This window comes from Nocardioides sp. Z50_6 (assembly GCF_058215755.1).
This window is the reverse complement of the sequence record NZ_JBZAJB010000004.1, coordinates 277,460-289,580: the sequence shown is the minus strand read 5'-3', so window position 1 is coordinate 289,580 and position 12,121 is coordinate 277,460. Positions and strand designations below refer to the sequence as shown.

Sequence of the window (12,121 nt, the reverse complement as noted above, 5' to 3'; positions counted from 1 at the left end):
GCACGGTCACCGCCGCGAAGGACAAGAGCAGGAGCAGGGCGATTCGCCATGCCGCAGGATTTCAGATCTCAACCATCTATCTATTTCCGACACGCGCCACTAGTTGCACCTCTCGGCCTCTCAGAGACTAGCCAGATACATATGAGCAAGGCGGTCCCATTCGCCATTGCCTGCAACAGGGATCCCCGGAGCACGATCACCATGTAGAACGGCATAATCGCCCCAGCGATCGCCGAAGCTCCTCCGGTGGATATGGTGTGAGTAAACGCGCGGTCGCTTTTTGCGAGCACATAACCTAAGAGGCACAGTACAACAATTACGCCGACGAATCCCGCTGCAATATAGGCCTCAGCCCACAGCGGTGCAGATAGGTTGGTAAAACCATATCCACGCGCTTCCGCCAGCAGCACTCCTGTGTCTAGCGGCTTACTCGGCCACCAGTTCCGCGGCACAAAGAACAGCATCGCACCTAATGCCTGCTGAACACCCTCGAACCCGTGCGTCCGGACATAGTAGACGGTGTTACATAACTGCGCGAAAGAGTCATAGTCGCCACTCTTGGCCAGTAGTGAGAATTCGAAGGCACGCGTTGTACCACCTGAGCTACGGCGGAAAATGTCTGAAAGGGGAAAGATCACCACTAGTCCACCGATAAGCCCCAAGAGCGTGGCGCGTGTTCGGGCCCGTGTTGCGGTCGCACCAGCGAGTACAGCAAGGCTCAGGAGCACGGTTCCAAAGATGATTCGAGGACTGCTCACCGGATTGTTCACGAGGATGAGTAGTAGCCCTACGCTTACGGTCGTTAGGCCTAGCGGAGAACGCTGTCCTCTTGCGCGCGCCTGACGTCTTATCCAGACTAATGCGTGGAACGTTACGAGGGGAAGGGCGAGCGCAAATCCGCTGGCCAAACCCGCCATAGCGGAGTTGGGGAATGCTGCGGAGCGGGCCATGCTCAGTGCATCTCGACTTGTGAACATCGGAGCGAGGCCCGTTCGATGGACGACCAAGCCAACCACAATAAAGCACACTAGGACCATCACGCGGGTCCGAGATTCGGAAATGACCCTGCCCGCGGGTGAACTTTGCACTAGCCCTTGGCGACGTCCCAACCAAGACCCCGCTTCAAGAGCGGCTAGGCCAGTCAGCGCTATTAACAGCGCTGTGCGTTGCGTATTGTCGAGCACGTAGGGCGTCGTGTCAGGATCGATATTCAATCGGATCTGTAACAGGGGGGCGAGGCCCAAGAATGTATAGACGAATGACCACGTTGAAGCGGCATACAAACTTGGCGCGGCCCTGGCAATGAGGATAGCGAGGTGCACAGCGGCCCACACCATGACGAGCATCGCAAGTGGCCAAGGCCCCTCGGTGCGCGGGGTGAAAGCGTCAGTGAGCGCTGGCCCCCCGACGGCCAGTAGGCCGAACGCAGTCACAGCGATCGGGATTGACGCTAGCGTCCGACGAAGATCCCCCTCTGTGTCCTCCGATGTCGAGGTCGTCGCAGTCACCCCAGTCACTCTATACGCCTGCACCGGCTCTGCCTCCAGACGAGCTGTCAGAGCCGTTCTTGGGCCACCTGTGGAACGAGTACTCGCAGATCGCAACGCCGAAAGCCCGACTTCGTTTGGTCAGGCGGCGGCACCGCGACGTTCTCGGAAGGTGGTTGCCACGGTGGCCATCCCGTCGCGCATTTGGTGCGTTCGGTGGCTGTGCACCCGAACCCATTGTGAGGGGCCGCATTCCAGCCCGCCATGGTGACAGCATCGAGTGCAAGACGCCGCCTCCGAGGAGGAGCCAGAAGGGCAGGTCGCTTAGCCTGATGACGCAGTCAGGCAGTCGGCGAGCCCGGTCGGCGTACCGCTCACTTCCACGCTGTGCCGCGCGGCGGAGTGAGCGGCCGCTTCCATCCTAGTCGATTTCTTTCTTCGCAATCGCACTCAGCTTCCCAATGGGTCGCGCAGGCACCCCTGCGGCAACAACATCGGACGGGATACACCGGAGACAACGGAGCCCGCACCGATCACAGAATTGTGTCCTATCCGCGCACCCTTCAAGGCGATCGAACGGGTTCCGATAAAGACATTCCGTCCTATCCTGACCTCGTCCTCGGGTTTAGGGAAAGGAAGAGCTGCATACCTTCTCTTGGGATGATCCAGCGGATGGAAGTCAGTGTCTGAAATTATGACGTCCGCGCCGATCGGAGCGCCCTCTCCAATTGTAACTTTGCATGCGCAACATATCGCCCCACCGGTCATCCCTACATCCGCTCCGATATCGAGGTGCGCGCCGGGCAGCATGGCCCTCAAAATCACCGGGTGTTGGATACCAAGCGTCGCCATTGATACGTCAGAGATGAACCGACTGCGAGTTCCAATCTCTATTTGCGCTCCACGTGCGACGTCGATGATCGGCGTCCCATGAACCGCACGCCCGCTCCAACCGTCACCCCGCGTCTGCGAAGCAGAGTCGATTACAAGTCTGACTCGATACGGCGAGCCGCGCGCCGGCCAAAGGAAGTCACGCATGCCACCTTAGCGCCCCCTGTCTGGAAGCCAGCTATCTCCACGAAATGGCAGAGCGTGTCTCGCCTGATTCGCGTCGGCGCCCAAGGCGCTTCGCTCGCCGCCTGTAGAACGTAAGGTCGCGGAGTCACCAAGCAGTCAAGCATCATTTCGGCTCTACGTTCGGCGAAGCCATCCTCTGAGGTGTTCTCAAGCATCACGCGGACGATGCGCGGCCACGGCTCGAAATACGCGACGCATGACCGCACAGAGACACGGGAGAAATACTGCTCGGCCTGCAGCGCGGCCGGTGAGCGAAATGAAGGCACGGGTTCGAACTTCGCGTGAAGCGCGGACCGACGTCCCTCAGTGAACGCACGGGCTGATTCCTCGCGATCGAGCGGAGTGGGACAACCCTGTATCGGCTCTTAGAGGCGAACGAGCAGATAAGGTGCTGACCCAAGGTTATGGCCGTGCTCGCTGACCAAGCAGGAGCGCCTGAAGTATCCCCAGCAACCCTCCAGCCGTGTTCGCCACCACGTCGACGTACTGCGCGCTCCTGATCGGCAGCAGCAGCCCCTGCGTCAGCTCGATCGCTAACGAGCCGACAAACGCATAGACGACCCAGTTGGCCCACGGGTGCTTCGGCAGCGTGAGCGAGGCCAACAGGGTCAGCGGGGCGAACATCAACGCGTTGAGACCGAACTGCACCCGGCCGGGAGTTGCGAGCTCGTGCGGGAAGCCGATCCAGAGCAGCACGTCGCGGGTCTCTGCGATCACCCGGTTTGCCAGCGAGGCGTCGGGCTGGAAGAGCACGCCCGCGAGGAAGACGACGTACCCGGCCAGGAGCAGGAGGAGCGGGCGTCGGGTCACCGCCCCAGTGTGGCGGGTGCGTGGGGCTGCCTGTTCAGCAATCCCCCCGACTGGGTACAGGCCGACTCGAACCAACCCACAGGAGGAATACAGATGGCCACCGGTTACAACGTGCCCGGCATGACCGCCAAGGACAGCGAGACCGTCGTCAAGGCGCTGCAGGACAGGCTCTACGCCTACAACGACCTGCACCTGACCCTCAAGCACGTGCACTGGAACGTCGTCGGTCCCAACTTCATCGGCGTCCACGAGATGATCGACCCGCAGGTCGAGGCCGTGCGCAACTTCGCCGACGACACCGCGGAGCGGATCGCCACCATGGGTGGCGTGCCGATCGGCACCCCCGGCGCGCTGGTCAAGGCGCGCTCCTGGGACGAGTACTCCATCGGGCGCGACACCGCCCAGGCCCACCTCGGCGCGCTCGACCTGGTCTACGTCGGCATCATCAAGGACAACCGCAAGGCGATCGAGGAGGCCGGTGAGCTCGACCCGATCACCGAGGACCTGCTCATCTCCCAGACCTCCGAGCTCGAGCAGTTCCACTGGTTCGTCCGCGCCCACCTGGAGAACGCCGCCGGTCAGCTGAGCACCGCCGGTGCCTCCACGGAGAAGCAGGCGGCGTCCAAGGCCAAGGGCGGCAGCAAGAAGAAGTAGTCTCCGCTCCTCGCTACGACTCCGCAGCTCCGGCCCCGAGAAGGGGTTCGGAGCTGCGGTCGTCTCCTGCTCTTCTCCGGTGCGACGCCCGCCCCGGGCGGACCCTTCACTCCCCGGTCACCATCCGTTCACCCGCGCCGGGGACCCTCCTCGCCATGAAGACGACAATCGCCGCCCTCGCCACCCTCCCCCTCCTCGCCGCCGGAGGCGTCCTGGTCGCCGCCCCGGCGTACGCCGACGACGTCAGCTGCCGCGGCACCCTGGGCGCCACCACCCTCGACGACAACCTCGTCGTCCCGCGGAACGTCACCTGCCGGCTCAACGGCACCCGGATCGAGGGCAACATCGAGGTCGAGAGCGGCGGGACGCTGGTCGCCAGAGGCATCCGCGTCGACGGCGACATCCAGGGCGAGGGGTTCCAGCGCGTCGTGGTGAAGCCGCGCAACGGCGACCGCTCCCGCGTCGGGGGCAACATCCAGCTCGAGGACGGCGGCAAGGGCCGGATCGTGCGCACCGTCGTCGACGGCGACATCCAGCTCGAGGACAACGGGCGCTTCGTGGTGCGCCGCAACGCGGTGGACGGCAACCTGCAGTGCGAGGACAACAGCCCCCGACCGGCCGGTGCCGGCAACCGGGTCGCCGGTGACAAGGAAGGCCAGTGCCAGAGGCTGTGAGCCTCAGAGCAGGTCGAACTTCTGCCCCAGCCGCTCGGAGTCCTCGCTCCCGGACTCCACGCACGCCCCGCTGATCCCGAGGCTGACCCGACCGGCCTCGAACTTCGACTCCTGCACGTTCAGCCGGACCTTCTCCTCGCCTTCGCCGTCGACCAAGATCGCGTAGGGGCGGGGGGTGTCGGCGGCGTTCTCGACCTCCCAGCCGTCGGCCACCAGGGCGTCGGAGGCCGCGGCCACCCGGGCCGCGGCCTCACCCTCGCCACCGGTCAGGGTGCCGCCGCCCAGCACCTGCATCGAGCTCTTCGGCTCGACCCCGCAGACCCGCCACTCCGCGTCGGCCTCGGAGACCTCGAAGCCCGCCTGCCCGAGCACCTCGACGGCGTCGCGGAACCGGCTCTCCACCAGCTCCTGCGCCTGGGAGAGCGCCGCCCGGGACTCCTCGGGATCGGGCTCGCCGCCGCACGCACCCAGCATGAGCACCAGCATGGCACCGCCGACCAGGGTCCGCACCCCGCCCATCAGTCGTCCTCCCTCGTCTGCGACTTGCCGGGCACGCCCTGGGTGGGCTCCCGGTCGACCTCCGGGTCCACCGGAGAGCCGAAGAACGGGTCGTAGGAGTGCTCCGCCTCGTTGACCTGGTCGCCGTGGCCGTCGACGATGAGGCCGATGTTGTAGAGCGACTCGGTGTTCACCGACAGATAGTTGGAGTGGGCGTCGCCCCAGTTGCGGATGTCCTCACGGTCCACCCGCTCCGCCTCGAACCGGGTGGCGCCGAAGTCGTCCTCCGACGGGTCCCTGCCCAGGCCCAGCCCAGCCTTGCCGGCCCAGCCCTCGTCACCCAGGACCGCGACGATGTCGCGGCTGTCGCGGCCCACGTAGACGTGGTCGCGCCCCACGCTGAAGTCGTCGGCGTGCTCGGCCGGACCCGCCCCGGGGCTGCCGACCAGCACCACGTCGTCGGCGTCGAGGTCGAACTTGCCCGTCGCGTACGACGTCGTGGTCGAGCCGTAGCTGTGCCCCACGGCGGTCAGGTGCGCCCGGTCATCGGGGTCGTCGCCCCGGCTGGCCCGCAGGCCGTCGATGGCGTCGGCGAGGCGTCGGCCGCCGTCCTCGGCGCGGCCCTCGGTCAGCGTGGCCATGTCGACGGGGCTGTCGGGTGCGTCGTACCCCAGCCAGAACATCGTCGCCACGCTCGATCCGTCGCCGTTGTAGCGCGTCGCCTCGTAGAGGTTGTACATCTCGCTGGTGTAGTCGTCGACCTTGCCCATGTCGGTGGTGATGCCGGGGGTGAAGACCGCGACGTCGTCGGCGGTGTCGAGGTCGCCGATCGCGACCGCGACCCGCCCGTCGCCCTCGAAGGCGGTCGGGTCGTAGAGCCACAGCTGCGCCCCCGGCCTGCCGCCGCCCGGCAGCGGGTCGTCATAGCCCTCCGCGCTCTTCAGCGCGCTCTCCGTCGCCCGGGCGTTCGCCAGCGCCTTGCGCTCCAGCGGGGTCAGGGTGCCGTCGTCCTCCTTCGCCGCCAGCCGGGCCAGGTCGCCGTCGAGCAGCACCCGGTTGGCGTCGTCGCGGGCACCGGCCGGCAGCCCGTCGGCGGCGCCGATCACCTCCGGGTAGGCCGAGGTGACCGCCTCCCGCTCCGCGTCGGTGAGCCCTTCCCACCAGTCGTGGACCTGCTCCGGGCTCGAGCTGGGGCCGGGCGCGCCGGGCTTGGCCATCGCGTCCCTGGCGGCGTCGCTGACCCCGCCCAGGTCGGAGAGCGCGTCGCCCAGGTCGGTGGCCGCCTCGAAGGAGCGACGCAGCAGGTCCTCGGCGGCCTGCACCTGGGCGAGGAGCACGTCACGGTCGGTGACCAGGTCGTCGACCGCCCGGGTGAGGTCCCGCGCCCGGCTCTTCAGCTCCGCGATCTGCGCCGGGGTCGCCTCGGTGGTGGCCGCGATGTCGGCCACCAGCACGTCGCGCCGCGAGTTGAGCGTCGTACGACGGTCCTGGAGCTGCTCGTGGGTGCGCAGCAGGTCGCGCAGGGTGTCGGCGTAGGAGGTGACCGCGTGGCCGATCCGCTTGACCGTCGCGGCCATCGAGGCGTGCTCCCCCGACGCCTTGCCGGCGGCCTCCCGGTAGGCGACGTAGGCCTCACCCCACCAGCCGTCCTCCATGCTCTGCAACGAGGCGGCGGAGTCGCCGAACTCCTCGTAGCGCCCGGCCGCGGCGTAGAGCGCCTCGGCCAGCGAGTCGGCACTGCCCGGGTTGCCGCCGGGCCGCCGGATCGCCGCGACCTCCGCCGGGACCAGGATCGTCACCGTGCTCATCGCTGCGGCCCCAGGCGCCCGTCGAGCTGGCTGTAGTCGGAGGCCTGGCCGGAGTCGGTGCCGACCACGTCGGCCACCGAGGCGCGCAGCGCGCCGGTGAACCCCACCGCGATCGCCTGGCTCTCCTTGGCATAGCCCGTCCACGCCGACAGGAACGCCGACGCCGCCCCCTGGACGCTCGGCGCGACCCCGCCCGTCGGCGCAGAGCCGAGCTCCTCGGCGGCTTCGGTCATCAGCGTCTCCAGCTCCTCCCACCGGCCGATGCCGCGCTGGATGGCCGCCATCTCCCACTCCATGTGGGTCATGAGGCCACCGCCAGCTCGCGTGCCGTCGCCTCGCCCACCGGGTGGTCGGCGCTGCGCACCCGCAGCACCAGCCGCCCGGCCTCGGGGACCAGCACCAGCGAGAGCTCGGAGCGGCCCAGCTCGCCGTCGCGCCCGGCCATCACCCGCGGGAAGCCGGTCGGCGGCACCAGCACCTGCCACCCGTCCTCGCGCAGGGTCTGCGCCGCGGTCTCCAGCCGGGCGGCGACCGTCACGGGGTCGGCCCGGTCGACCGTCAGGGTGATCTCGCGGCGCACCCGGTCCGACGCCCCGCCCGGCACCCAGCGCGCCCGCCAGTCCGCGTGGACGTCGCCCAGGTCGCCCACCAGCCGCACCCACGCCCGGCGTACGTCGTGGTCCTCACGCGCCGCGACCTCCGTGGGGTCCGCCGCCGGCGCCCCCGGCGGGGTCTCGACCCGCGCCTCGGTCGGCAGGACCACGATCTCGACGTCGAGGTGCCGTCGTCGCACCACCGACCAGAACGGGTCGGCGGTGACCACCCGGGCGGCCGCCCGGCCGTGGTGACCCGGTGAGGGACGCTGGTCGTCGCTGTCGCTCATCTCATTCCTCCGCGTCGAGACCCGAGAGCTCGCGGACGCGCTCGGCCAGCAGGTCGGTCGCCGTCCGGTACTGCTCCGCGGTGTGCGGCTTGTAGTCGAGCAGGCCCTTCTTCCCCTGGGGCCCGAGCCCGGTGAGCGCCACCTCGTAGGGCCCGACGGTGAAGTAGGCCTTCCGGGTGTCGCCCTTGAGCTTGCTGTCGTCGAAGAGGTAGGCCACGTCGGCGGCCGTCCCGTCGAGCTGATCGACCAGGCCGATCACCCTGGCCTGGTCGATCGTCACCTCGTCCCACAGATGCTGCGGGTACGTCGTCCGCACGAAGTGGGCCGCGAGCACCTCCAGGGCCTCCACGGCGTCCTGGGCGAAGCGGATCTCCACGGTCAGGTCTGCGGTGTAGCCGATGTCCCCCCGGGCGTTCCTCTCGCTGACCTGGCGGGTGCACGAGCTGGACGACACCTGGGTGAACGGCTCAGACCCGATCGCGCGGCGCTCCTCGGGGGAGCGCGGCAGCGACATCACCTCGGGCTGGTCGGTCTCCGCCTTGCCGAAGACCTCCTCGAAGATCTCGGGCGTGAGCACCTCGCACGGCTCCAGCCAGGCGATCCCCTCGGGCGACTCCGTCGAGCCGTCGAGGCTGGTGGGCAGCGGCTGCCCGGCGATCGCCGGGTCGGCGATGCGCTCCGCGATCGTGGCGAAGAGCTGCTTCATCACCGGCACCTGCTGGCGGTACTCCTTCGGCGTCAGCGGCGGGGGCGTGAAAGTGCTGATGTCGGAGGTCCCCAGGGAGACCGAGACCATGGCGTGGCCGTGCCCGACCACGAACTTGCGGCCGCCCTTCACGTGGAGCACCCCGTCGAGCCCCTTGACCGGCACGCCGCCGGACCGCTTGGCGCTGTCGATCTCGAGGTCGATGATCCACTGCTCGGCGTTGGTGCGCCGCAGGTAGGCCAGCTCCTTGCCGGTCCCCGACCGCTCGGTGCGGCGCATCTTCTTCGCCACGGTCTCGGCGTCGGCGAAGTTGCGCACGTCCACCTGGAGCAGCGTGGAGTTCTTGCGCTTCGGGTCGAGGTCGTGGTCGTTGTAGAGGTAGCGGCAGCTGGTGTCGACGCTCTCACCGACCGTCCGGGAGATCCGCTTCACCTCCTGGTTCGACACCGGGACCGACTGGATCCGCTGGGTGACGTAGCCGCGGGGCGACATCGGCTTGGTCGCTGCCTCGACCACCTCCACCGGCAGCAGCGCGCACGCCTGGACGGCCGGGTTGTCGCCGATCATCACCGGCTCGGGGGCCGGGGTCTCCTCGATGGGCTGCGCGGTCGTCGCGCCGCCGCCCTCGCCGCCCCCGGCCTCGTCGTCGGACCCGCTCCCCCGACTGGTGATCGAGACCGCCAGCGCCGCCACGATCACCGCCACCACCACGAAGACGACGGCTCCGAGCGCCACCTTGCTCCCCGTCGTACGACCTTGCTCCATGTCTCTCCCGCATCCGTTCCGCGCACGCTCGTCCCTGCGCGCCCCTCCTGCCCCGTTGCGCACCTCGGGAAACCCTCTGACCACCGCGATGGCAGGATCGCCCGTATGCATCTGGCTCGGCGACTGCGACAGACGATGGCGGTGTCGCTCGGTGCGACGCTGCTCCTCCAGGGGCTCGCCGGCTGCGCCGGCGCCGCCGAGCCGAGCGATCCGGAGCCCACCGCGGGGTCATCGGCCCGCGAGGCCGGCGACCTGTTGCCCTACGCCACCATCGACTCCTCCCGGCTCGAGGCCGGTGACGGCAGCGACGACCGCCCCAACATCGTCATGGTCCTCACCGACGACATGCGCGCCGACGAGCTCGACGAGATGCCCAAGACCCAGGCGCTGATGCGCGAGCGCGGCCTGGCCTTCACCGACGCCATCTCCCCGCACCCGCTCTGCTGCCCGGCCCGCGCCGAGCTGCTGACCGGGCAGTACGCGCAGAACAACGGCGTGCGCCACAACGAGTCGAAGTACGGCGGCTACGGCCGCATCAAGACCAAGAACACCATCGGCACCTGGTTCGCCGAGCAGGGCTACAACACCGCCTTCATCGGCAAGCACGCCAACGGCTACGAGCACGACAGCCCCCGCGACCCCGGCTGGCACGTGTGGGAGCCGATCACCGGCAACCCCACCGACTACTACCGCTTCCGCTTCTTCGGCAACGAGCAGTGGCGCGACGACTACGTCACCGACCGGATCGCGGAGAAGACCGACGACGCGGTGCGCAAGATGGCGGCCGCCGACAAGCCGTTCCTGCTGCTCTCCAACCACATCGGGCCGCACGAGCGCCAGCAGTACGGCCCCGGCGGGCTGGTCGACCCACCCCCCGCCAAGCGGCACGCCGACTACCCCGTCAACAAGGTGGCGCCCCCCATCAAGGCGCCCTCCTTCAACCGCAAGGTCGAGGGCGGCCTGCCCCGCAAGATCGCGGTCAAGCAGCGGATCAACACCCGCAAGGTCCAGAAGCGCTGGGAGGCGCGGGTGCGCTCGCTGCAGTCGGTCGACGACGCCGTGGCCAGCCTCTTCGCCCGGCTCGACGAAGCCGGCGAGGCCGACAACACCTACGTCATCTTCACCTCCGACAACGGCTTCAGCCTCGGCGAGCGGCGCCTGCACAAGAAGAACAACCTGGTCCAGGAGGCGCTGCTGGTCCCGCTGGTGGCCACCGGCCCCGGTGTCCCGGCCGGCGCCACCTCCGACCTCCAGGTCACCCTCGTCGACCTGGTCGCCACCATGGCCGACCTCGGCTCGGTCAAGCCGCGCCTCGACGTCGACGGGGTCTCCTTCAAGCGCACCCTGCTCGGCGGCACCCAGCCGTGGCGCGACACCACGCTGATCCAGACCGGCGACAAGTACAAGCCGCGCAAGCACCGCAACCTGCGCTGGAAGGGCTGGGGCCTGCGCGGCGTCCGCACCGACCGCTACGCCTACGCCCGCGACGTCAACACCGGCGAGCGGCTGCTCTTCGACCACGCCCGGGACCCCTGGGAGATGCGCAACGTCGCCCGGGCGCCGAAGTACCGGCGTACGGTCGCCGCGCTCGACAAGCGGGCCACCCGGCTGATGCGCTGCGCCGGCGCGGCCTGCAACCGGACCTTCGGGAAGGTGCCCGGCCCGCGCTGACCTCAGCCCAGCCGTGGCGGGAAGCGTAAGCACCGTCGGCAGCGCCGACATGGTGCTTTTGCTTCCCCTCACCGCTCCACCACCCGCCAGCGCCGGGCCTGGGACGACGACCTGGCCCGCTCCACGGCGGCCAGCATCCGGCGCACCTGGACCTGGGTGCTGTCCCCCGCCACCACGGTGAAGGTCTCCAGCCCGACGGCGCGGAAGCGCTCCGCCCGGTCGACGTCGGACCGGTGACGGGAGCGGGAGCGGTGCAGGGCGCCGTCGTACTCCCCCGCGACCCCGAGCTCGGGGGCCAGGAGGTCGGCGACGCCCACCAGCCGCCCCGCCGGGTCGATCACCCGCGCGTTGAGCAGCGGCTCCCCCAGCCCGGCGTCCAGCTGCCAGACCAGTCTCATCGCGGTCTCCCGGGGAGAGGCGCTGCCCTCCCGGGCCAGCCCCAGGGCCCATCTGGCCCGGCGGGTGCCACGTCGGCGTACGTCGTCGTCGAGGCGGGCGCGCACCCGGGCCGAGCTGGTCAGGCCCGCCGCCAGGACCATGTCCATCACCACCACGGCCGCCCGGTCGTGCGGGGCGAGCATCATCTCGTCGAGCACCGCCGTCTCCACGTCGCTGCACGGGATCGACTGCCGCCGGCACCCGGGAGCGGGGGCCGTCGTACGGATCGTCCTGGCCCCGGGCACTGCCCGGCGGTATGCGTGCGGGATGCGGATCGGCACCGGCAGCCACGAAGAGCCGTCGGCGGAGAGTCCGTCGAAGAATCCGCCGCCGGCGAGCCTCAGGCTCGCCCAGCCCGTGACCAGCCCACCGGGCGGCAGTGCCGGCGCCACCTCGGCGGCTCGTTGCTCCGGGGTCCGGGGCACCTCGGCCGGCACGTAGAAGCCGCCGCCCACCCTCCGCCACTTCCTGCCTCGCGCCTGCCCGCGGGTCGGGCCGTGGACGCCTGAGGGGTCCAGTGGCACCGGCGGCGCGACCGTGGCCGGCCGGCAGACCGGGCGCCAATCGTCTCGTTCCATGACAGGAGCGTCATGGAGAGCAGAGGGGATCGCGCGGTCTGCCGCCGCCCACCTGTGCACGACCCACGTGGC

The 12,121-nt window shown here is 69.1% G+C and carries 12 protein-coding genes; 3 read left to right on the top strand and 9 right to left on the bottom strand.

Going from position 1 to position 12,121, the window contains the following annotated elements; all coding sequences use genetic code 11:
• Window positions 1-80: 80 nt before the first annotated feature.
• From AC4BGE_RS12310 to AC4BGE_RS12300, 3 genes are all read right to left on the bottom strand, one after another.
• On the bottom strand, window positions 81-770 hold the full coding sequence (locus AC4BGE_RS12310; protein WP_490575460.1) for a hypothetical protein: 690 nt from the start codon (window positions 768-770) through the stop codon (window positions 81-83).
• A 1,167-nt stretch (window positions 771-1,937) separates the two neighbouring features.
• Window positions 1,938-2,255 carry a DapH/DapD/GlmU-related protein gene (locus AC4BGE_RS12305; RefSeq protein ID WP_490575522.1) on the bottom strand — a complete coding sequence of 106 codons (318 nt, stop codon included), beginning with the start codon at window positions 2,253-2,255 and terminating at the stop codon, window positions 1,938-1,940.
• Between the two features lie 711 nt (window positions 2,256-2,966).
• Window positions 2,967-3,374, bottom strand: coding sequence for a VanZ family protein (locus AC4BGE_RS12300; protein ID WP_490575459.1), 408 nt, complete (start codon window positions 3,372-3,374; stop codon window positions 2,967-2,969).
• Window positions 3,375-3,467: 93 nt separating this feature from the next.
• Between AC4BGE_RS12300 and AC4BGE_RS12295 the strand changes: the two genes are divergently transcribed.
• Window positions 3,468-4,028 carry a Dps family protein gene (locus tag AC4BGE_RS12295; RefSeq protein WP_490575458.1) on the top strand — a complete coding sequence of 187 codons (561 nt, stop codon included), beginning with the start codon at window positions 3,468-3,470 and terminating at the stop codon, window positions 4,026-4,028.
• Window positions 4,029-4,183: 155 nt separating this feature from the next.
• A complete protein-coding gene (locus AC4BGE_RS12290) occupies window positions 4,184-4,702 on the top strand; it encodes a hypothetical protein (RefSeq protein WP_490575457.1) in 519 nt (172 codons plus the stop codon).
• 3 nt (window positions 4,703-4,705) lie between these two features.
• On the opposite strand, the gene AC4BGE_RS12285 is transcribed toward AC4BGE_RS12290, so the two are convergent.
• Genes AC4BGE_RS12285 through AC4BGE_RS12265 form a run of 5 tightly spaced genes read right to left on the bottom strand, consistent with a single transcriptional unit; the run spans window position 4,706 to window position 9,362 of the window.
• Window positions 4,706-5,221: a hypothetical protein gene (locus tag AC4BGE_RS12285; RefSeq protein WP_490575456.1), complete on the bottom strand. Its 516-nt coding sequence runs from the start codon at window positions 5,219-5,221 to the stop codon at window positions 4,706-4,708.
• Window positions 5,221-7,008, bottom strand: coding sequence for an alpha/beta hydrolase (locus AC4BGE_RS12280; RefSeq protein WP_490575455.1), 1,788 nt, complete (start codon window positions 7,006-7,008; stop codon window positions 5,221-5,223). The genes AC4BGE_RS12285 and AC4BGE_RS12280 overlap by 1 nt, the downstream gene beginning before the upstream one ends.
• Window positions 7,005-7,313 carry a hypothetical protein gene (locus AC4BGE_RS12275; protein ID WP_490571294.1) on the bottom strand — a complete coding sequence of 103 codons (309 nt, stop codon included), beginning with the start codon at window positions 7,311-7,313 and terminating at the stop codon, window positions 7,005-7,007. Before AC4BGE_RS12275 ends, AC4BGE_RS12280 begins: the two co-directional genes overlap by 4 nt.
• Complete coding sequence (locus AC4BGE_RS12270; RefSeq protein ID WP_490575454.1) at window positions 7,310-7,891, bottom strand: hypothetical protein; 582 nt, start codon at window positions 7,889-7,891, stop codon at window positions 7,310-7,312. Before AC4BGE_RS12270 ends, AC4BGE_RS12275 begins: the two co-directional genes overlap by 4 nt.
• A gap of 1 nt (window position 7,892) precedes the next feature.
• Entirely contained in the window at window positions 7,893-9,362 is a 1,470-nt protein-coding gene (locus AC4BGE_RS12265; protein ID WP_490575453.1) for a hypothetical protein, read from the bottom strand.
• A 105-nt stretch (window positions 9,363-9,467) separates the two neighbouring features.
• On the opposite strand from AC4BGE_RS12265, the gene AC4BGE_RS12260 reads away from it, so the two are divergent.
• Window positions 9,468-11,033, top strand: a complete 1,566-nt coding sequence (locus AC4BGE_RS12260) for a sulfatase family protein (protein WP_490575452.1) — start codon at window positions 9,468-9,470, stop codon at window positions 11,031-11,033.
• A 68-nt stretch (window positions 11,034-11,101) separates the two neighbouring features.
• Here the strand turns inward: AC4BGE_RS12260 and AC4BGE_RS12255 are convergent, their stop codons facing one another.
• Window positions 11,102-12,049 carry a hypothetical protein gene (locus AC4BGE_RS12255; protein WP_490575451.1) on the bottom strand — a complete coding sequence of 316 codons (948 nt, stop codon included), beginning with the start codon at window positions 12,047-12,049 and terminating at the stop codon, window positions 11,102-11,104.
• Window positions 12,050-12,121: the final 72 nt, after the last annotated feature.

Excerpts from the sequence above, each read along its gene's own strand:
- AC4BGE_RS12295 (WP_490575458.1), top strand. The coding sequence starts at position 3,468 with ATGGCCACCGGTTACAACGTGCCCGGCATGACCGCCAAGGACAGCGAG.
- AC4BGE_RS12275 (WP_490571294.1), bottom strand. The coding sequence starts at position 7,313 with ATGACCCACATGGAGTGGGAGATGGCGGCCATCCAGCGCGGCATCGGC.
- AC4BGE_RS12255 (WP_490575451.1), bottom strand. The coding sequence starts at position 12,049 with ATGGAACGAGACGATTGGCGCCCGGTCTGCCGGCCGGCCACGGTCGCG.
- AC4BGE_RS12290 (WP_490575457.1), top strand. The coding sequence starts at position 4,184 with ATGAAGACGACAATCGCCGCCCTCGCCACCCTCCCCCTCCTCGCCGCC.
- AC4BGE_RS12280 (WP_490575455.1), bottom strand. The coding sequence starts at position 7,008 with ATGAGCACGGTGACGATCCTGGTCCCGGCGGAGGTCGCGGCGATCCGG.
- AC4BGE_RS12260 (WP_490575452.1), top strand. The coding sequence starts at position 9,468 with ATGCATCTGGCTCGGCGACTGCGACAGACGATGGCGGTGTCGCTCGGT.
- AC4BGE_RS12305 (WP_490575522.1), bottom strand. The coding sequence starts at position 2,255 with ATGACCGGTGGGGCGATATGTTGCGCATGCAAAGTTACAATTGGAGAG.
- AC4BGE_RS12265 (WP_490575453.1), bottom strand. The coding sequence starts at position 9,362 with ATGGAGCAAGGTCGTACGACGGGGAGCAAGGTGGCGCTCGGAGCCGTC.
- AC4BGE_RS12270 (WP_490575454.1), bottom strand. The coding sequence starts at position 7,891 with ATGAGCGACAGCGACGACCAGCGTCCCTCACCGGGTCACCACGGCCGG.
- AC4BGE_RS12285 (WP_490575456.1), bottom strand. The coding sequence starts at position 5,221 with ATGGGCGGGGTGCGGACCCTGGTCGGCGGTGCCATGCTGGTGCTCATG.